General features: G+C 44.2%; 18 protein-coding genes and 1 pseudogene. 11 read left to right on the top strand and 8 right to left on the bottom strand.

The genetic code is table 11. The features are described from left to right. Positions 1–325: 325 nt before the first annotated feature. A complete protein-coding gene (locus BM283_RS05310) occupies positions 326–3,712 on the bottom strand; it encodes a M20/M25/M40 family metallo-hydrolase (protein WP_090690456.1) in 3,387 nt (1,128 codons plus the stop codon). Between the two features lie 147 nt (positions 3,713–3,859). Here BM283_RS05310 and BM283_RS05305 point away from each other — a divergent pair, with 147 nt between their 5' ends. After that, positions 3,860–4,978: a TolB family protein gene (locus BM283_RS05305; RefSeq protein ID WP_254776195.1), complete on the top strand. Its 1,119-nt coding sequence runs from the start codon at positions 3,860–3,862 to the stop codon at positions 4,976–4,978. A gap of 261 nt (positions 4,979–5,239) precedes the next feature. On the opposite strand, the gene BM283_RS05300 is transcribed toward BM283_RS05305, so the two are convergent. Then, positions 5,240–5,515 carry an RNA recognition motif domain-containing protein gene (locus BM283_RS05300; protein ID WP_090690449.1) on the bottom strand — a complete coding sequence of 92 codons (276 nt, stop codon included), beginning with the start codon at positions 5,513–5,515 and terminating at the stop codon, positions 5,240–5,242. A 1,105-nt stretch (positions 5,516–6,620) separates the two neighbouring features. On the opposite strand from BM283_RS05300, the gene BM283_RS05295 reads away from it, so the two are divergent. The 4 genes from BM283_RS05295 (at position 6,621) to bamC (ending at position 12,907) form a co-directional block, all read left to right on the top strand. Beyond that, entirely contained in the window at positions 6,621–8,099 is a 1,479-nt protein-coding gene (locus tag BM283_RS05295; RefSeq protein ID WP_090690447.1) for an FMN-binding glutamate synthase family protein, read from the top strand. Between the two features lie 79 nt (positions 8,100–8,178). Then, complete coding sequence (gene clpB, locus BM283_RS05290; RefSeq protein WP_090690445.1) at positions 8,179–10,779, top strand: ATP-dependent chaperone ClpB; 2,601 nt, start codon at positions 8,179–8,181, stop codon at positions 10,777–10,779. A gap of 82 nt (positions 10,780–10,861) precedes the next feature. Then, positions 10,862–11,740, top strand: a complete 879-nt coding sequence (gene dapA / locus BM283_RS05285; protein ID WP_090690442.1) for a 4-hydroxy-tetrahydrodipicolinate synthase — start codon at positions 10,862–10,864, stop codon at positions 11,738–11,740. Between the two features lie 9 nt (positions 11,741–11,749). Beyond that, positions 11,750–12,907, top strand: coding sequence for an outer membrane protein assembly factor BamC (gene bamC, locus BM283_RS05280; RefSeq protein ID WP_090690440.1), 1,158 nt, complete (start codon positions 11,750–11,752; stop codon positions 12,905–12,907). 168 nt (positions 12,908–13,075) lie between these two features. Here the strand turns inward: bamC and BM283_RS05275 are convergent, their stop codons facing one another. Beyond that, complete coding sequence (locus tag BM283_RS05275) at positions 13,076–13,294, bottom strand: hypothetical protein (protein WP_090690438.1); 219 nt, start codon at positions 13,292–13,294, stop codon at positions 13,076–13,078. Positions 13,295–13,716: 422 nt separating this feature from the next. Between BM283_RS05275 and BM283_RS05270 the strand changes: the two genes are divergently transcribed. Together BM283_RS05270 and BM283_RS20490 are read left to right on the top strand one after the other, a co-directional pair. Next, positions 13,717–14,004: a plasmid stabilization protein gene (locus BM283_RS05270; protein WP_090690436.1), complete on the top strand. Its 288-nt coding sequence runs from the start codon at positions 13,717–13,719 to the stop codon at positions 14,002–14,004. Further along, positions 13,971–14,135: a transposase gene (locus BM283_RS20490; protein ID WP_139225194.1), complete on the top strand. Its 165-nt coding sequence runs from the start codon at positions 13,971–13,973 to the stop codon at positions 14,133–14,135. Before BM283_RS05270 ends, BM283_RS20490 begins: the two co-directional genes overlap by 34 nt. Positions 14,136–14,403: 268 nt before the next feature. On the opposite strand, the gene BM283_RS05265 is transcribed toward BM283_RS20490, so the two are convergent. Beyond that, complete coding sequence (locus tag BM283_RS05265) at positions 14,404–14,853, bottom strand: hemerythrin domain-containing protein (protein ID WP_090690434.1); 450 nt, start codon at positions 14,851–14,853, stop codon at positions 14,404–14,406. Positions 14,854–15,106: 253 nt separating this feature from the next. Between BM283_RS05265 and BM283_RS05260 the strand changes: the two genes are divergently transcribed. Next, entirely contained in the window at positions 15,107–15,883 is a 777-nt protein-coding gene (locus tag BM283_RS05260) for a tellurite resistance TerB family protein (protein WP_090690432.1), read from the top strand. 256 nt (positions 15,884–16,139) lie between these two features. Here the strand turns inward: BM283_RS05260 and BM283_RS18680 are convergent, their stop codons facing one another. The 3 genes from BM283_RS18680 to BM283_RS05245 form a co-directional block, all read right to left on the bottom strand. Next, entirely contained in the window at positions 16,140–16,295 is a 156-nt protein-coding gene (locus BM283_RS18680; RefSeq protein WP_175492039.1) for a hypothetical protein, read from the bottom strand. A 44-nt stretch (positions 16,296–16,339) separates the two neighbouring features. Next, positions 16,340–18,064: a DNA polymerase/3'-5' exonuclease PolX gene (gene polX / locus BM283_RS05250; RefSeq protein WP_090690428.1), complete on the bottom strand. Its 1,725-nt coding sequence runs from the start codon at positions 18,062–18,064 to the stop codon at positions 16,340–16,342. Positions 18,065–18,242: 178 nt separating this feature from the next. Continuing rightward, positions 18,243–18,992: a Mut7-C RNAse domain-containing protein gene (locus BM283_RS05245; protein ID WP_090690426.1), complete on the bottom strand. Its 750-nt coding sequence runs from the start codon at positions 18,990–18,992 to the stop codon at positions 18,243–18,245. 163 nt (positions 18,993–19,155) lie between these two features. On the opposite strand from BM283_RS05245, the pseudogene BM283_RS05240 reads away from it, so the two are divergent. Then, positions 19,156–19,302 (top strand): annotated as a pseudogene (locus BM283_RS05240) (transposase); the annotation flags it as partial. Between the two features lie 79 nt (positions 19,303–19,381). On the opposite strand, the gene BM283_RS18675 reads toward BM283_RS05240, so the two are convergent. Then, the gene (locus BM283_RS18675; RefSeq protein WP_175492038.1) at positions 19,382–19,546 is read right to left on the bottom strand and encodes a hypothetical protein; all 165 of its coding nucleotides are present in this window, start codon (positions 19,544–19,546) and stop codon (positions 19,382–19,384) included. 233 nt (positions 19,547–19,779) lie between these two features. On the opposite strand from BM283_RS18675, the gene BM283_RS19860 reads away from it, so the two are divergent. Both BM283_RS19860 and BM283_RS19855 read left to right on the top strand, forming a co-directional pair. Beyond that, positions 19,780–20,352 carry a YukJ family protein gene (locus BM283_RS19860; RefSeq protein WP_254776193.1) on the top strand — a complete coding sequence of 191 codons (573 nt, stop codon included), beginning with the start codon at positions 19,780–19,782 and terminating at the stop codon, positions 20,350–20,352. Continuing rightward, positions 20,321–20,815, top strand: a complete 495-nt coding sequence (locus tag BM283_RS19855) for a lamin tail domain-containing protein (RefSeq protein ID WP_254776192.1) — start codon at positions 20,321–20,323, stop codon at positions 20,813–20,815. Before BM283_RS19860 ends, BM283_RS19855 begins: the two co-directional genes overlap by 32 nt. Positions 20,816–20,920: the final 105 nt, after the last annotated feature.

Raw genomic sequence — 20,920 nt, 5'->3', positions numbered from 1 at the left:
GCATTTTTTAGTCTGGTGGTGATGATTTTGTTGACGATGTAACCTACAAAGGTAGACCAACAATCCATTTTTGACAACTGAGGCGTATTCTAGGTCATGCGTAGTGTAACCACTCTATCCCCATTGATGCTTCATTCCATCAAAGCCATTCTCACAATCTGCCCAGTTAGTGTATGCCAGTCGAACATTGCTAATCCAGCCATTCCATTTCACAATCCCTTTGGCTTTGCCGGCTTCACCTTGCCGTATTATATATGCTGTCTGCGGCGCGCCTTCGCGTCATTTTTGATTTGGAAATGGAATAAACCCATCCCCACTGGATCAATTACCGCTCAACTAAAACTACCTCAACCGTATTTACTTTACCGTCCCGCAGGTATTGCAGAATAGTTTTCTGTCCAGCCTCAAGCGTTCTCAAGATATTGGCATATGCTGCCAGATCGCTGATCATTTCTCCAGCTAATTGAATCAGGATGTCGCCCGCCTTTAGCTGTGCCTGATGTGCTGGGGAGTCGTGAATAACGTTATCCACGCGTACGCCTTCACCTTGATGGGAGAAATCCGGCACTGTGCCCAGGCTGGCTTTGCGTTTCTCCTTAACAGTTGTGGATTTTGGCTGCGCATGTTGCGATGGCAAAGCCGCGGTCAAAGGTTCGGGACGATTAGCTAGATATTCGGTTGCTTCCTTGAGGATGGCAGCCACTTTAACTAGTCCAGCTGTATCGATTTTATCTACCGTATCGCCGGGGGCATGATAATCTTCATGTGCGCTGGCAAAGAATTGGACAGCTGGTATGCCGGCTTGGATGAAAGCCGCCTGATCGCTGGAACCGAAATCGTCCTGCACCGTGTTGACCGGAATACCGGTGACAAAGCCTGCGCCGCGAAATACATGCACCAGTTCACGCGCCGTGCCGGTGCCGAACAGTGTTACCGGATTGTTACCCAGTCGTCCTACCGTATCTAGATTGAGCATGGCGATTATTTTCTCTGCCGGATAGGTGCTGGTATTGTTAATGAAATGCTTTGAACCGAGCAGATTGGCTTCTTCACCCGTGAAGGCAATAAAAATAATACTACGCTGCGGTTGCCATTTGGTAGCGATTTGTCGCGCAAACTCTAACATAACGGCTACTCCACTGGCATTATCATCTGCACCGTAATGTATTTTTCCATGGTTAGCAGCACGCACATCCGGCCACCCCGTGCCCAGATGGTCATAATGCGCACCAATGATTAAACTTTGCCCAGCTAATTCCGGATGAGTGCCTGGCAAAATTCCGATCACGTTCCGCAAAGTGATCTTTCCTTTCGGTGCACCTACCTCTTGCTGCCAAGTCTGGTAATAGCTATTGTTATCCCCACCGGGTAATAGACCAGCTTGCTGGAAATTTTGTGCGATATAGTCTGCAGCAACTTCCAATTCTGGACTGCCCAATTCACGCCCCCTGAAGGCTTCGCTGGCTAAATGGGTGATATCAGCCAGCATACGACTTTCCGAAAACAACGACGGCAATTCCGCCAATGCGCGGCGGAAGGCTAAAGTGCCAACATGAGTGGAAGTAAACGAAGCATCATCCTTTTGCTTAATCAACCGAGACAAGGGTGATTGGGTAACAGGCCATTGACCTTTGTTGATATTGGTCAATTCGTCGCCTTCAAATGCCAGGTAACTATATTTGCGATAATGTGGCAGCTTTCTGGCTAATTCTGTAATTGCATTGGGATGATCGGATGCTACCCATAGCAGTGTTTTATCCGGACTGGCTGGCTGTCTGGCTGTCAGCACAATGGCATGCCTGGTTGGTTGATAAGTGTGTTGATCCAGTTGCAGTGCGCCTGAGTGATAGGCAACATTCTGTTCTGCCAAAGTTGTAACCAACGCCTGGCTGAATTTATTTTGCCAGCCCATAATCCAGACTGTTCGATCGGCAGGAAGCGTTGCTAGCTGATCATCGCGCACCACTTCCAGCTGACTGGATTGGGTTTTTTGCCAATTTGCAGCCAAAGACTGATACGCTTGCAATATGGCTTTATCCGCATTGGCTGGCAGCACTAATAGCGGTTTTTCCGCGCCGAAGCCTTGTGATAGCGCAGCAGGAATTTCGCGGTTATCGAGGCGCCTGAATACATCAAATTGAGGATCAATATCAATGCGCACCGGGCGTGCTTTAAAATCCATTTCTATTTCATTGGTTAACTGACCAATGCTGATGTTCGCTTGGTAAGCCTGTGCTTCGCCTTCCAGATGAACAGCAATAGGTACAGTTAACTGATAGGGTTTGCCTTGCTGGGTTTGTTTGATTGCTGCCTTGAGCTTAAATCCTTGGGCTGTGGGTTCAGCCTGTGCCTCCTGTATTAATAAATTGGGCGCACCACTATGGTAGATCCACTGCTCAAAGAACGCAGAAAAATCCTTGCCCGTAAGCGAGTTAAAGGCTGCCTTCAAATCCTCAAAGGTCGCTTGTTTGAATCTGAATTGTTTATAAAAAGTGCGTAACACCCGCACAAATTCCTTATCACCTAATTGCTGTCGCAGCATATGAAAAAACATCATGGTTTTCCCATAGCCGACTGCTTCTGAACTGGAACTATGGCGTGAAGTAAACTGGGCAATGGGAAAATCCTTTTCTTTGCTCACAAAGTCCGTATATTTTTGCAGCACGTCACGCCGGTATTCCTCTCCTTTACCCCCTTGTTCACTCACCAGATGGTCAGCAAGATAAGCCGTCAATCCTTCCGACCAGTTTCCTTTGCTGTAATCGACGAAGACGCCATTGCCCCAGTAATTATGCAAAATCTCATGCGGATAGGAAGAATGCAGGATGAAAGGGAAGCGCACTACTTTGGGGCCGAGCAGCGTAAAAGAGGGCATGCCGTAGCCGGTCTCCCAGAAATTCTCAACCAGGGCAAATTTGGAATAAGGATAAGGCCCCAGCAGCTTGTTATACATGGCAATATATTGTGCGGTAGTATCCAGGTATTTCTGGGCTAATGCTTGATCAGGACTACGCAGGTAAACGAATGCCTTTACTGCGCCTGTTGACTGTGTATAGCGCTGATAACGACCCGCAACGATATAGATATCGTCCTGAGGTTGTTTCTCTTCCCAACTTACATGGTGGGCGGTTGCTGTTTTTTGCTCATGTACCAAAGTGCCCTGGCTGACGGCATCCCACTCGGCAGGCATTTGGATATTCAGAAGAAACGATACCATCGCATCCTCAAACTGGGGATACCAGGCGGTGGATGTGGCCAGAAAAATGCCTTCATCAGAGATGAGTCCGGGTGTATAACTGAAACTGCGAGCGTATTCCAGACCCGGGCCCTGCACGGCGTGATTGATTTTTCCGCTGAAGGTTAAAGTAAATTCCTCTTGTTGGGGTGGCAAGGTCAAGGTGTACAGTTTTAAAGGAACCGGCCTGGCGCTCAAAGCCGTTTTGCTTTGCTGGATGGTTATCTGCGCACCTTTTACTTCAGTCACGGTCAAATCGGCATGCAGACTGAAATCAAGCTGGATCGCTGTTTTATTATTTCGGTAGCGTTCGGGCACACGTACTTGATCTTTTACCCGAATTTCAGAGGTATCTGGCAAGAGTGTAATTTGCATCTGATGATGGAATGGCTCACTGCTGGCAAATAGGGTTGCCCCATAGAGTAAGCAGCTGATGAGGAAACCCCATGTCACGCTCAATTTGATTGATTTTTTCATTCTTTAAATTTTATCGCTATTTGTTATCGACTTATTTTGCAGTATTTTGACGAGATCACCAAACCCATTGGGAACAACTTGTTAAGCTTATATCTTGTATACTTTGTTTTTAATGTTTTGTTTAAATGTTTTTTAGCAACTTGACTTATGAGCGAAATGAAAAGTTTTACACACATGTTTTCTAATATTAACGCGCTACTATTTATGAATGGGCTACTCTCAGCATTTGTTTTCTTTACAGTAAATCAGGCTAGTGCAGCCGATTTTATCAGCGAGGAGCATCAGCTTTCAGACAAAGAAGTCAGGGTCGGTGAGGCCTATTATCGCGCAGACATGAAATGGATGGCTTATCAGGCAGAAGTAGCTGAGGAAAATCCATTTTATCAAATTTACCTGAAGAATCTTGAGAATGGAAAGGTACAGCAGGTATCACCAGGAACAGGTAAAACGACTTGTTCATGGGTACATCCTTTACAAGAAAAAGTACTGTTTTCTTCAACCCATGACGATCCTGATGCTAAAGCCAAGATGACCGCCGAGATTGAAAGAAGAAAATCCGGTGAACGGCAATCGTATGCCTGGGACTATGATGAATTTTATGACATGTATGAAACTGACTTTCAAGGTGGGAAAATCAAGAATCTTACCAATACGCTGGGTTATGATGCGGAAGCCTCCTGGTCACCTGACGGCAAACTGATCGCGTTTGCTTCCAACCGCAGGGCTTACACTGAGCAATTATCCGCGGAAGAAGCCGCGCTGTTCAAAAAAGATCCTTCTTCTTTAATCGATATTTACATTATGAATGCGGATGGCTCCAATGTAAAAAGATTAACTCAGAACAATACTTATGATGGCGGTCCATTTTTCAGTCCGGACGGCAAAAGAATTGTGTGGCGCCGCTTTTCAGCCAATGGCAGAGAGGCAGAAATATTCACCATGAACATCGACGGCTCAGACCAGAAGCAAATTACCCATCTCAATATGATGTCCTGGGCGCCTTTCTATCATCCTTCCGGGAAATATATCATTTTCTCAACCAATGTCCATGGACACCGGAATTTTGAGCTGTACATCGTCGATGTGGATGGCAAAAAAGAGCCGGTGCGGGTAACGGACAAAGAAGGTTTTGATGGATTGCCGGTATTTACGCCTGATGGCAAATATCTCACTTGGACCAGTGACCGTACACCTGAGAAAAAAGGCCATCTCTTTCACGCAAAATGGAATCATGAGAAAGCGTTAGCAAGCCTTTCCTTAAATTGAATTGAAACAAGAAAAATGAAAGCAAATGAATTTAATATATTCAAGGGCTAGAAAAGGAGAGTGAATTGAGCTTGATTCTTTTCGTGTTTCATTGATACTTGCACACAGACATTATTTTAGGGTTACTTCAATGCGAACTATCTGGTATGAGGTAACCCTTAATGAAAAAGTAAGGTAGGAATAAGTTGTTAAACCTGCACAGCTAAACTGTATAGGATATTTCTAGATATCTATTTTAACAACAGATTGTGCAGGTGGGAGTTACCATCTGCGTTGCTTGGATTGCGTACGTTCTCCCCGTGGACGTGCGAGATTAACAGTAATATTCCTTCCATCCATAGCACGTCCATTTAACTTCTTGACTGCTTCTTCAGCTGCAGATTGTTTTTCCATTTCTACAAAGCCAAATCCTTTGGATTGACCAGTGTATTTATCCTTAATAAGGTTAATACTCATCACTTTTCCAAATTCTCCAAAAATAGTATGAAGCATGGTATCAGTGACATTATAAGATAGGTTTCCAACATAGATATTCATTCACATCTCTCATGTTTGTGCGGTGATTAGTTAAACCTACCAAATAACTCACCAAAATTAATTGATAGTGGTTTGTCATCAACTGACAAATATTTATAAAAATATCTAAGGAAAATTAGAGTGAGTCATATTTGCATCCTCTATTTTCCTGAAGGACGTTTCTTTGTTTTATTATGGCTGTCGAGTGCCCTATTAATTCAGGGCAAACGCGGTATTATTCTGTTGTCAGATAATTAGAATAATTGATCTTGTAACAAATGCAGGCCATTCGAATCGGCCAATATACAGATCAATGTATAAGTCTTTGCTAAACTTGATTGACCAAGAATATCTTTAATCGTGGGGCAAATTATTGAGTATGTCCTGCTATGCATTGTTTTTTGTGGATACATAGTCAGACTATTTTTGAGTTTGCTATGAATTTGGTAATTGTACCCTTAATATGGCATGAAAATAAGTATTTAATTTATAACCCCCATTAATGGCATCACAATTCCATTATCTACGTGATCTTATTAATGTAAGAAGCCTGAGGACTATAATAAATTGCTGTAGCACAAATAATGGAGAGATTAGTTTTTTTTGTTGAATTTATGAATGAGAAGAATACTATAGTATAGCACCCTCCCTTTTTCTTCGTACTTATCGCAGTTATTTGCCTTTTTCTTGTAAAAAGCTTTTGCTTGAAGCTGCACGTTGATAGCTATATCAGCTAGAACCGGAGAAGCTAATGAGATTTGGTCGAGAAGAGGGAAGAGGATGCAATACAAGGTAAAGCTATTTAGGAAGTAGAGGTAGAGTAGGCAGTGTCAGTTTGTTATGGATCAGCGGATAAGAATTATCTCAAGAAAATTTTAATCAGAATGTTATTCCATTTCTAAATCAGAACTGACTTTGTCGGCTTTACCTTGCCGTACGATTGATACTGTCTGCGGTTCGCCTTCGCGTCATTTTTAATTTGGAAATGGCGTTAGACTGATTATACGGGCACCTAAAATTTTTTATCTGCAGAAGCCATTGATGCGGTTTGAGTTCATGATGTTTTCAATGAATTTGCCAAAATCAGGATGTATCGGATTATTTTGAGAAGGTAATTGAATTCTGTATGTCTAATGTAATAAACCCGGTCGTATATAGCATAAGTACTATCTTGGGGTTGGTCTTCATTGGAGCTATTGTTGCGTTGTTTATCCACGATATTATCCAGAAAGAGCACTCGATATTACGCAATTATCCAGTGATTGGCCGATTACGCTTTCTTTTCGAGCTTCAGGGCAAGTACTTTCGTCAATATTGGTTTGCCGGTGATCGAGAGGAACAGCCTTTCGATCGTGCTACTCGCGCCTGGGTATACAAGAATGCCAAGAATAAAGGGGGCATCATCGGTTTTGGCTCCACTTATGACTTGCGTGAACCTGGGGCAAGCATTTTTGTCAATGCCGCTTTTCCCATTCAGGAAGAAGATCAGTTACCAACACCTTCGCTACTCATCGGGGAAGGTTATTGCCAATATCCTTTTGAAGCGAAGTCGATTATTAATATTAGCGGTATGAGCTATGGTGCCATTTCAGCAGCCGCAGTACGTGCGTTGTCGCTGGGTGCGGCCAAGGCTGGATGTTGGCTCAATACAGGAGAGGGGGGGCTTTCTCCTTACCATAAGGAAGGTGGTTGCGATGTGATCATGCAAATTGGTACCGCCAAATATGGTGTCCGCGATGAAAACGGTAATTTCTCCTCTGCCCGCGCCAAGGAAGTCGCCCAATTTGTGAAAGCTTTTGAGATCAAACTTTCACAGGGTGCGAAACCAGGTAAAGGGGGATTGTTGCTTGCTCCGAAAGTAACTCCTGAAGTGGCTGCTATTCGCGGTATTCCCGTTTTTCAGGATTCTATCAGTCCTAATCGCCATCACGATATTGGTAGCATCGAGGAATTACTTGATAAAATTGCTTACATTCGTGATTTAACCGGACGTCCGGTAGGGGTTAAAAGTGTTATTGGTGGCTGGCATTTTATCAATGAGCTTTGCGATGCCATTCATCGGCGTGGGTTAGAGTATGCACCTGATTTTCTGACTATTGATGGCGGAGAAGGGGGGAGCGGTGCCGCTCCCCAAACACTTATGGATTATGCAGGACTACCTATTGCAGAGGCTTTGCCGCGCGTGGTGGATACACTGATCGAATCTGACCTGAAGAAACGGATTCGTGTGATTGCGGCCGGAAAGCTGGTCACTTCAGCTCATGGAGCGTGGGCATTGAGTATAGGTGCGGATTTTGTTAATACTGCGCGCGGGTTTATGTTTGCCTTAGGCTGCATACAAGCGTTGCGTTGCCATCTGAATACTTGTCCTACTGGCATTACAACGCATGATCCGTGGTTACAACGCGGCCTGGTTGTTGAGCAAAAATACCTGCGGGTTGCTAACTATGCCATAAATGTTAACAAGGAGATCGCCATGCTTGCTCATTCGTGCGGACTTAAACATGCCCGGGAGTTCCGGCGGGAACATGTGCGTATTGTGCAAACTCCAGGAAAAAGCGCTGCATTGAATATGTTATATCCTTATCCTGAAGTAAAGCGTTAAATAAAGAAGAACTCAAGGGTTGAAATTCTATCCTACTCCCATATAGTAGGGGCAATAGATATTCTCATCAGGAGCTTGTATGCGTCTCGACAAACTTACTACCAAATTTCAACAGGCACTGGGTGAAGCGCAAAGTATGGCGTTAGGCAAGGATCATCCTTATATAGAGCCTCAACATTTGCTGCTTGCGCTATTACAACAAGAAGATGGTGGAACTTCTTCGCTGTTGCAACGTGCGGGCGTTAATGTCAACCCATTGCGTGAGGCGCTCGTAAAAAGCCTGGAACGTCTTCCCAAAGTGGAAGGGGTGGGTGGAGAAATCGGTATTTCGCGCGATCTTAACAACCTGCTCAATTTAACAGACAAGGAAGCGCAAAAGCATGGAGATCAGTTCATTGCCTCCGAGATGTTCCTGCTCGCTGCACTTGAGGACAGAGGCGAAACCGGGCAACTATTAAAGCAGTATGGGGCTAATCGCAATGTGCTGGAGCAAGCGATCAAATCGGTACGGGGTGGTGAGAGTGTATCGAGTGCAGAGGCAGAAGGCAGCCGTGAGGCATTGAAAAAATACACCCTCGATCTCACTGAACGCGCACGCATGGGTAAGCTTGATCCAGTAATTGGACGTGATGATGAAATTCGGCGAACCATCCAGGTATTGCAGCGACGCACCAAGAATAATCCGGTACTGATTGGTGAGCCTGGGGTGGGTAAAACTGCCATCGTAGAAGGATTGGCTCAGCGCATCGTAAATGGAGAAGTCCCTGATACACTGAAAAATAAGCGTGTACTATCGCTCGATATGGCCGCATTATTAGCAGGTGCGAAATATCGTGGTGAATTTGAGGAGCGGCTGAAAGCAGTACTCAAAGAACTCGCACAAGATGAGGGACGTACCATCGTATTTATTGATGAGTTGCACACCATGGTAGGAGCGGGAAAGGCAGAAGGTGCCATTGATGCTGGCAATATGCTCAAACCAGCACTTGCGAGAGGAGAGCTGCACTGTGTGGGCGCAACTACTTTGGATGAGTATCGTAAGTATGTCGAGAAGGATGCAGCGTTAGAACGCCGTTTTCAGAAAGTACTGGTAGACGAGCCGACGGTAGAGGCAACGATTGCTATTTTGCGCGGCTTGCAAGAGCGCTATGAGCTACATCACGCTGTAGATATTACTGACCCCGCTATTGTAGCGGCAGCAGAGTTATCTCATCGTTACATTACTGACCGTTTTTTACCAGATAAAGCTATCGATCTGATCGATGAGGCTGCTGCACGGATTCGTATGGAGCGGGATTCAAAGCCTGAAGTGATGGACAAGCTTGATCGCCGTCTGATCCAACTGAAGATTGAACGGGAGGCGATGAAAAAAGAAAAAGATGAGGCCTCGCAAAGACGTCTGACATTGCTGGAAGATGAGATAAGGAAACTTGAGCGAGAGTATGCTGATCTTGAAGAAATCCTGAAGGCGGAAAAATCACGTGCCCAAGGCTCACAGCACATCAAGGAAGAATTAGAAAAACTCAGAAAAGAGGTAGAGACGGCGACACGTAAAGGAGACTGGCAAAAAGTCTCTGAGTTGCAATATGGCCGTATTCCTCAACTGGAGGCACAGCTGGCTGAGCAGATCCAGCAGAGTGAAACTACTGCACAAGTTAAAGAGGTCAATCGCCCGAAATTATTCCGTACTCAGGTCGGTGCTGAGGAAATTGCCGAGGTGGTCTCTCGTGCAACAGGGATACCGGTTGCCAAAATGATGCAAGGAGAACGGGAAAAACTGTTATTGATGGAGCAAAAACTGCATGAACGCGTGGTTGGGCAAGATGAGGCAGCACGTCTTGTTTCCGACGCTATTCGCCGTTCACGCTCAGGATTGGCTGATCCCAACCGACCTTATGGTTCTTTCTTATTTCTGGGGCCTACTGGAGTAGGTAAAACGGAATTATGTAAAGCATTAGCTGAATTTTTGTTTGATTCCGAGGAGCACTTGGTACGAGTCGATATGTCGGAATTCATGGAAAAACATTCGGTGGCACGCTTGATCGGTGCTCCGCCAGGTTACGTAGGCTACGAAGAAGGGGGGTATCTCACCGAAATGGTGCGGAGAAAACCTTATTCGGTGATTTTGCTCGATGAGGTTGAGAAAGCACATCCTGATGTATTTAATGTTTTGCTGCAGGTACTTGATGATGGACGTATGACAGATGGGCAGGGGCGTACCGTAGATTTTAAAAATACGGTTATTGTCATGACTTCCAACCTTGGTTCGCAAATGATCCAACAAATGAGTGGGGATGATTATCAGGTTATCAAACTCGCCGTGATGGGAGAGGTGAAAGCTTATTTCCGCCCCGAGTTTATTAATCGTATTGATGAAGTTGTCGTGTTTCATGCGTTGGATGAAAAGGATATTAAATCGATTGCACAGATTCAATTGCGGAACCTGGAAGCACGCTTGGCTAAAATGGAAATTAAACTGGAAGTAACCGATGCGGCCTTATCAGAACTTGCACGTGCCGGTTTTGATCCTGTATTCGGTGCTCGTCCATTAAAGCGGGCTATTCAGTCACAAATCGAGAATCCGCTCGCTAAAGAACTTTTACAAGGTAATTTTGCCGCTAAAGATACAATCAGAGTTGATTGTGTAAGCGATGTTTTAACTTTTTCCAAGGTGGCATGATTTTCCTGGAAAGAAAGCGAAGCGATAATGCATGAAAAGTGATGGTTTCAGGTAGAATATTGTTTTTTTTAAAGAAGATTCTATGCTAAAAGGTAGCTTGGTTGCGATTGTTACACCAATGTTTGAAGATGGCGCTCTGGATCTGGAGAGGTTTCGTGCGCTCATTGATTTTCATATTGCGCAAAAGACTAGTGGAATAGTGGTGGTTGGAACCACGGGTGAATCTCCTACTGTAGATTTTGATGAGCATAATTTGCTGATACGGACCGCGGTATCGCATGCGGCTGGACGAATACCGATCATTGCTGGCACTGGCGCGAACTCCACGAGGGAAGCTATTGATCTGACCATCTTTGCCAAAGATGCAGGAGCGGATGCCTGCCTATCGGTCGTTCCCTATTATAACAAGCCAACCCAGGAAGGGCTTTATCAACACTTCAAGGCAGTAGCAGAAGCAGTGGATATTCCAATGATTTTATATAACGTACCCGGTAGAACGGTCGCAGATATTTCCAACGATACCGTTCTGCGGCTTGCGCAAATTCCTAATATCATTGGAATAAAGGATGCGACGGGTAACATTGCGCGGGGTTGTGATTTACTGCATCGTGTACCGCTGGATTTCTGTGTGTATAGTGGGGATGATGCCACTGCACTGGCATTGCTGCTGTTAGGAGGACATGGCGTTATTTCAGTGACCGCAAATGTTGCACCTAAATTAATGCATAAAATGTGTCATGCAGCGTTTGCAGGAGATTTGATTGCCGCGCGTAGTATTAACAATAAGCTGTTAAAGTTGCATGTAGACTTGTTCGTTGAAGCGAATCCTATCCCGGTAAAATGGGCTGTCATGGAAATGGGTTTGATAGGCTCGGGAATTCGATTACCTTTAACACCACTTTCAAGTCAATTTCATCAATTGATCAAAGATGCAATGAAACAAGCTGAAGTAATGATTTAAAGGTTTGCGATGTCGAGAGTAAAATGCCAAAGAACGCTCATGCTGAGCGCAGTGTGGATATTGGTGATTTCTGGCTGTAATTCATTTAGTTTATTTCCAGAAAGTAAAAAAATAGACTATAAATCAGCGGGGAAAATACCCCCACTAGAAGTGCCTCCTGATCTGACTGCACCTTCTGCAGATGAACGCTACGCGGTACCTGATATCTCCTCTACAGGAAGTGCCACATTTTCTACCTATAACAGGGAGCGGGCAGAGCAACCACAAGCCTATGGTAACTCTTCTATACTGCCTGTAACAAAGAGTCCCGCCCAAATTGCCCGATCAGGCACCCAGCGCTGGCTAGTGGTTCATCAAGCTCCTGAAGATGTCTGGCCAATAGTTAAAGAATTCTGGCAGGATTTAGGGTTTCTAGTTAAGGTTGAGGCCCCTGATGTGGGAATTATGGAGACTGATTGGGCAGAGAATCGGGCAAAAATACCCCAAGATATTATTCGAAGCGTTCTGTCGACTTTTCTCGACGGTTTGTATTCAACTGCTGAGCGTGACAAATTTCGTACCCGACTAGAACGAAGTGAATCAGGTGCAACCGAAATTTATATTAGCCATCGTGGAATGGCTGAAGTGCTTGCTGACAGGAGTACGCAGCGTACCATCTGGCAACCACGTCCTGCTGATCCTGATCTGGAAGCTGAAATGCTTGCTCGACTGATGATACGCTTTGGCGCAGGGGAAGAGCTCGCCAAACAAGAAGTCGCTTCTGCAGCGAACGGGGCCAGTGCCGTTAAAGAGCAGGCTTATATAGATAAAGCGAGGAGCGGCGTGCTAATAATTAACGAAGCTTTTGACCGCGCATGGCGTCGTGTAGGATTGGCGCTTGATCGGGTAGGTTTTACTGTTGAGGATCGAGATAGATCAAGTGGTGTTTATTTTGTTCGTTATGCTGACCCTGATCTTGAAAGTCAGAAAGCGAGTGAGGGCCAGGGGATTCTTTCAAAACTTGCTTTTTGGCGAAGTGATACTGATTCAAAAGCAGAACGATACCGTATTCAGGTAAACGGAGTCGGGGCTAACAGCGAGGTTCAGATTCTCGATCAGGATGGTGCGCCGGATGAATCAGAAGCAACTAATCGAATTCTTAATTTATTATATGAGCAGCTTAAATAGCTCGGTGTGGTAAATGATTAGCTGCGATTGTACTAATTAAATAAATAAAAGGATAAGTAAGAGGATAAGAGAAGAAAAGCAAGCCTTGTTTTGTGCAAAGCAAAAAATAGTTAATAAAAAAACCGCCTACGAGGCGGTTTTTTTATTAACTACATGGTTATTATATTATTAATGACCTGGTTTGCCGGTACCGCCATAGGGACGTGCATCTCCACCTTCTTTAAGGCAGTTACCATTAGCATCCAATCCATGAGGACAATCCATTTTTTGACCAGAGATGATTTTGTTATAGGCTTCTTTCTCGGTTTCAGGTAATGCTTGACCTGGTTTGCCACATCCTGCCAATGTCAGAGCTGCTAAAGCGGCGGCGATCAGAAAAAATCTCATTATATTGATTCCTTATTAAAATTTGTAACTAACAACATCTTGTGACCAGTCCAGTATATAACGAAAATACTTGATTGCTCAAGCAATGATTTGCAAAATTATCATGGCGCTATGATTCACAATTGCTCTTGCTAAGCTAAATAGACCTTCAAGGATGTGTCCAATTACTTCTCCATCAGCATATTTTTCTTATAAATTATCCTCCATAACAATAACATCCTTAACAAATATTGCGTGTGCTTTCTACTAATTTTTTAGTTTTTTCCTTTCTCTGATGTTCTATACTGACAATTCCTATTGAAATCGGTATGAACCACTCGCTCAGTATAATTTGGAACTCAACTAACGCTTGTTCTGTCATAAGGTGTATTCCAACAACCCGCTGTATCGAGATTTCTTATGAGACACAGACAGGAGGATCTATGGCACGGGGTGAAAAGAGCAAGTATACGGACAAGCAGAAAAGAAAGGCCGATCATATTGCCGAAGGATATGAAAAACGTGGAGTATCAGAAAAAGAAGCTGAACGAAGAGCTTGGGCAACCGTCAATAAAGAATCGGGCGGTGGTAACAAACCCGGTGGCAGTGGCTATGGGGAAAAAGATACTCATGCATCATCCCGTAAGGGTGGACACAGCATGACAACGGAAGAACGGAGCAGAGCCGCAAAAAAAGGTTGGGAGACCCGCCGCAAAAAAGAAAAGGCATAATACCCGATTTTAATGATGCGGTACAGCTCGTTATCAAGGTACGCAAGAACATGAAAAACAGGCTGTTGCTGCTGTTTGGTAAATTCCTGTTACGTAAACCCTTGATTATTGAGACTCACAATGACCTATGAAGGATACCTCGCAAATCGAACATTTCCGCCATCATAGCCCATTCAACTTTATTTCTAAATTAAAACTGACTTTGTCGGTTTCACCTTGCCGTATGATTGATACTGCCTGAGGCTCGCCTTCGCGTCAGTTTGATTTAGAAATGGAATGAGGGATATGCTTCTTTAATGATCATGAATAAACTTCGCAATGTCATTGCACCATAAATAATCGTATTAAGGAAAGCTGGGGTCAGCTGACTGTGAATCTATAGGCTTGCTGCTAGCTTCCTTATTTCTCAGTCAAGTGACGATTTATTTTCCATAAAGTTTCCTCGGGTACAATTTCCTGAATAGCGGGAAATAAATATTGCTCCTCATAGCGAATATGCATACTGAGCAGTGCCGATAGCTTCCGGCCTTCTTCAGCCAGCCCCGCTCCTTGCTCAATGTTTTTTCTCAGCTGACTCACGACTTGTCGGATGTTATCGTGTTGTTTTAAGGTTCCGATAATTTCCAGATGGTCTGGTGATGAGTACTGAGATAAAACGGGTAGCAGAATTTCTTCTTCTTGACGAAAATGGAGTTGAAGACTGGTATCCCAGTACGCAATAAAATCAATGGCAATCCGATGAAGTGATGATATATCGGAGCTGGAAGAGGCCATACGCAGATTTTTTGCCTGGACGAGAGCATGATGATGATCATGAGACAAAGGATAAAGACTTTTATGACGTTTCATGAGAGATCATTTGTAACTCGGATTATTGTTGAGTTTATCAATGCTAAAAAAGGGCAGGGATGCCAATGGGTCAGAAAGACAAGAAAGCATATGAAAAAATAATGGATACAGCAATATCTATGGAATACGTGTTTGCACGTATTTACTTAGTTTTTTATGTCCGATTAACTGTTACCACTTGCGTATGAAAGCTTAAGCAATCTTAATGTGATACTGATCTTCACAGAGATGTTTTAACCAAGGAGGTAATACCATGAGCTATGGTGATATTGTAGGACGTTTGTTAAACGAAATGACTAATAAGGGGGAGGCTAAACTTAAACATATGAGCGATTCTGCCCAGTCTTCAACTCAGTCTACAAGTAAGTGGATGGACTTGATAGAAAAGTTCGTTCATTCCAAGCAAGCCGGTAATTTAACAGGCGGACAATTAGGAGGCATAGGCGCACTAGCAGGCGCTTTGTTAAGTGGTGGTACGTCTGCAGCAAGAGGTGCGCTAGGTGGAAGTGCACTTTCTATGTTAGGTGCTATGGCCATCAATGCACTCCAGAAAAAATATGGGGATCAGCTTTCTGGTTTACTGAAAAAGGAAACGACCCATTCCTTGCCTAAGGAGCAATTAGAAAAGGAAACGGCTCATTCCTTGCCTAAGGAACAATTAGAGGCAATGATTTCATCAGACACAGAAAAGCTCATACTGCGGGCGATGATAAATGCTGCCAAAGCGGATGGTCAACTTGATCAATCTGAGATGGACAAAATTATGGGTAAGTTAAATGAAGATGGGATTACGGACGAGGAACATCAATTTATCCGTAATGAGTTAATGCAACCCATGGATCTAAATAAGCTGATTTCTAGCATTCCTAATCAAATTGTTGCGACTCAGGTTTATGCAGCTTCTTTGTTCGCAATTAATATAGACACCGATGCCGAAAAAGCTTATTTGCGTCAATTGGCACATTCACTTAAGCTGGACTCGGATACTGTCAGAAGCCTTCATGAGATGACAGGCTCTCCAATAATTTGACTTTAGGCCACCTCTAAAAATTCAGCATCCTAAACAAGACTAGGTGAGAACAAAAAATGTTGACGCAGCCTATCACTGATAGGTAAGAAACAAATATGAATGTTTAGAGGTGTTCTTTATTTTCTGCCAGCTCTTGGTTATGTCTTAATCAATATTTTATGGCTCTATGTAAGTTTTAATGGGTATGGCATTATTAAAATAATGAATAGTGAAAGCTTGTTTAGTCTGGCTTTGAACCTTCAGTTTCCATGGGAAATTAAAGAAATAAAGTTTGATCATGCTGAATCAAAGTGAAAGGAATGACCTCTACGCATCGGGTTTGCTGTAGGGGCACGACATTGGGCAATGTAGTTAATGTGGCGGTGCCGTAGTCGCGCGCTAATCGCAAGAACACAATGCGCTTAAAAGTCATCAATATACTTCTTTAAAAAGTGTAGCGCATATTTCAGCTTCGCCCTACATCGTACGTTTAAGAAGCGGTTTGAGTTCCTGTAATGAGCGGGTATTGAGTACATTTTGTTTCTCCAGCCAGCCACGTCGTGCTTGGCCAATACCGAAACGCAGGTTATGGAAATCCAACACACTGTGCGCATCCGAATTGATGCTGATAAGAACACCTTCATCCTTGGCTGCCTGGCAATAAATGTCGAGTAAATCCAGTCTCTCCGGATGAGCGTTAAGCTCTAGGTAACAACCGCGCTCTTTAGCTTTGCGGATAATACGCAACATATCGACATCGTAGGGTTTACGCCTGGCGATGAGTCGTCCACTAGGGTGAGCGAGCAGCGTGAAATGGGGATGATCCATGGCCTTGAGAATACGTTCAGTCTGCTTGGCGCGTGACAACTCAAAGCGACTGTGTACGGCGCCGACTACCAGATCCAATCTTGCTAGTATCGAATCAGGTAGATCCAAGCTACCGTCTTCGAGAATATCGACTTCAATCCCTTTGAGCAGCGTAATTTCCGTTAATTGCTCGTTAAGACGATCAATCTCGTCAATCTGCTTGGCTAGCTGTGTCGGATCGAGGCCATGGGCAACGGTGAGCTGGCGCGAATGCTCCGTAATAGCCAGATATTCAAAGCCACATTGTTGCGCAGCACTAGTCATTTCTTTAAGCGTAGCATGACCATCACTTGCCTTGCTATGCGCATGCAAATCGCCCTTCAAATCACCCAGCTCGATAAGTTCAGGTAAATGCCCACTTCTGGCAGCTTCAATTTCACCGCGGTCTTCGCGCAATTCTGGCGGAATAAACGACAGCCCTACAGACTGATAGACAGATTCCTCCGTTTCCCCAGCGATTCGCCGTTGACCCTTAAATACACCATATTCATTGATTTTGAGCCCTCGTTCCTGACCCAGGCGGCGGATAGCAATGTTATGTGCCTTACTGCCTGTGAAATAATGCAGGGCTGCACCATAACTCTCGTGTTCTACTACACGTGCATCCACTTGTAGCTTGCATTTAAGGATGACACTACTTCGGGTAGAGCCGTGAGAGAGTACCTCCGTTATATCGTCATAGCTGCAAAAGCTTGCCATGACCGGGCTATTCTGGGTAGCCGTAATCAATATATCGATATCTCCTACCGTCTCCTTGGCTCGTCGATAGCTGCCTGCTATTATCGCCTGCTGCACTTCGGAAATCGTCCGGAGCCAAGCAATCAGAGGCTCAGCATACTGAGCTGCAGTAGCCAATTTAAAGCGGCTGGCGCTGCCAGCATAAATGGCTAAGGCATCAGCAATGCGCATCTCAGTTTTTTCACCAAAGCCCGCCAGACTCTGAATACGATGATCGCGTACCGCCCGTTGCAATTGCTCCATAGTATGGATATCCAATTCCTGATACAAAGTTTTTACCCGTTTGGGCCCCAGTCCAGGAATTTTTAGTAATTCCGTAATAGTCGACGGTAATTGCTTATGTAGCTTATCCAGCACAGAGCAGTGACCGGTCTCAACGATTTCCTGTATTTTGTTAGCGAGATCTTCCCCAATGCCAGGAAGAATCGTCAAATCTTCTCCTCTTTGCACCATGGTACGGATATCTTTACCCATTTCCTGCAAATAACGGGAAGCATTACGATAAGCACGCACACGGAATACGTTGCTATTCTCAATTTCCAGCAAATCAGCGATCTCTTCGAAGATGGCTGCGATATCAGCATTATGGATAGGCATCGCGCCTCCTTTATTTTTTGGACAAAAGTAAAGGAAAACCAGTTATGAACGTAGTGAATATATGTTCATAGTTCTTAGGAGGGTTCTATGATCATAGTAGTTTCCTAATGCTTTGACTAGGTTACTGAAAATAGTGCCAAGAAAGTTTCATTTTTGCGCTCACTAATTGATGCCTTGCTCAGTTTGTCAGCAAGCCGGCGAAGCGTCGTCGCATGTTTTCCAAGTGGGAGCCCTCCCAGTAGATGCGCTGGCAATTGATGCACTGACGGAAGACTTCATAGTAACGTTTCGTCTTGGGTTCAAGATGATCCAATATCTTGGTCTTGTCGACGGGAGCAAGCATACCGTTACAGACCAGGCATCGTGCAAAAGGATGAATCAGGCTGCATAAACCAAAGCGGCGCACGACTTCATTGATCTGGCTTTCAACATCAACTGCACGCACCCAATAGCCATGCTGAATCTGTTTGGCGTGCAGCAGGCGACGATCCCGGGTCAGCACGATACGCTGCTCGTTTACTGCAATCTTCACAACCATCGAATCATGATAGTCATTACGATAGAGGCTGTCGAAGCCCAATAAGCGCAGGAATCGTGCGAGCTTGCCCAAATTGACATCCAGGATAAAACAAGGATCAGATGGGATTCTTTCGCGTAACCTAAGCAAGGGGCTGATGTCCAGTCTTTTGAAAACCGGGTAGACGGCGACACGATCGCCAGCCTGCAGTTGATAATCGAATCTTACCGATTCACCATTTACAATAATCAGCTCAACTTCGGTATGAGGTACACTAAAAGCTTCAATCGGGTCTTTGATTCCTGGGTGACCACTGAAGTAATAGGGAATCGTTTTCTGCCGTTGCTTGGCAGAAAGGAAATCATTCAACTCGGCGTAAAAACGAAATTCAGCTAGCTTATCTGGTTGCACTTTTCCTGCTCTTGGAGGATTATCATGCGGTAAACTATCAGAAAATCCGGTTTGATGCGTTAACCTTGTGATCTCTCTTTAATCAGGTCAACACAATTGGTAATGGAGCGTACCATGTTATTGCCGTCAAAATCAAAAGGAACAAAAAAACAGGTCATTGGGGACCAATGGTATTCTTGAGGGCATCAATAAAAAGATTCAGCTTGCCAAACGACGAGCCAGAGGTTATCGAAATATTAACAACTTCATCAATATGATTTATTTCTTATGTGGAAAACTTCGGTTTACTTACCCACGGTATTTCACATAGAACCAAATCAGCATTATTCCGAGAGTTATGTCAGCAATGGTGTAACCAACTATTACTATGCTGCAATCACCTGCAAATATTATTCGATTTCAAGCTCTAGCACAGCCAATGCATCGTAATGTTTGACGGCGTGAATTTGGATTAAACGGTGGGTACGCAGATATATCACATACTCAATATGTGAATAAGGAAAAGGGGGATAATCTCTTACTGTTTCGAACTTGGTGGCGGACTGGTTAACCATAGGTTTACAAACTCATCTACAGCATGGAATAGTCGAGACCGCCACTCTGTAAACTGTTGAAGCTAGAATGATTTTTTCAAGGCAGACCATAAAAGCTTGGAAAAATCTTTCTAGCTTAAGAATAAATCCTTTTGCTTGAACCAATATAGAAAGAAACTAATCATAAAAAAAGAATATAGATCTGAATAGCAGCTTTTAAATGCCAACCTACCGCAACATATTTAGGAAAAGTCATGGCTTTAAAGCAATACGGCGTTCTTAAAGGCAAGGCGCTCAATAAAATCGTTGGGAAAGGTTCAAGCCCGCATTACGAAGTGCATGTTATCGACGATACCACAGACTATCGTATTGCTGTGAATGTAAAATCCAAACTAGCTCCCTCTGAGCTTTTATATTTACTCATTGATGATTTTCGCCATCCCATTCTGGAAAAACTGGTCAAACTAGGTAAAGGATTTACTCAGCTTGAGAATGCACCAGACAAAATGGCGCTCGATTTCATCCGCGGCAATCTATTCGATCCAGGACAAATGCGTCCTTTACCGCATAACATTCCTGGTACGGATAATGATCTCAATGAAAAAATAGATGCTTATGTACAACGCGCCATTGGCGACGAACGGGCAAGTGTTTATGCTTTTGGTGAACGCTGGGGACCTGAAGCAAAGATAAAAGATCAATATTTCGGCTTTCTACCCGGAAACGGTATTCATAATATCCACATGAATCAAGGCAATGTAGGGCAATATGTGGAGGAAGAGGGTGTTTGGCAGGATGGGCGTTACTTTTTCATTTTCCGAGCATAGAACAGGTGGGGGCTGGCACGGAGATTTGCCGGAACAGTGGGTGGCGGTATTTTTAGCCTTCCAATCCCAGTGTTGGCATAGCGATGATCAAACAGGTCATCGATTGCCTGAATGTGAGGGCAATATTCCGCCTAAAATAGAATCTGACGTACAAATCATAGCGGCACTGGTTAATCCAGCAGGGGACGATCAAGGGAATGAAACAGTGACCTTGATTAATCGCTCGCCCAATAGCGTAGATCTGTCCGGTTGGTTAATTGCAGATAAAAATAAAAAACGATCCTTTATCACCAACCTGCAGCTTAACCCAGGCGCAACCGGTGTCGTGAAACTGGATGGTCAGGGCGCGCAGTTAAGTAACAATGGAGGCATTATTACCCTGCTCAATCCGGAAGGGCTTAAATATCAAGGAGTATCTTATACCAAAGAGCAATGTCATAGCGGCTGGACGATTGTGTTTTAAGGCGTAATCTTTTATTTGCCAAACATTCTGAATTGGTCCAGGTCTAGCTAAACTGACATATATTGGTCTAATCTATTCTGCTGCCTTTCGGGTCTTTTTCATGGG

The sequence above is a fragment of the Nitrosomonas sp. Nm34 genome, from assembly GCF_900113925.1.
Lineage (GTDB): Bacteria > Pseudomonadota > Gammaproteobacteria > Burkholderiales > Nitrosomonadaceae > Nitrosomonas.
This window is presented reverse-complemented; position numbering and strand designations above follow the sequence as displayed.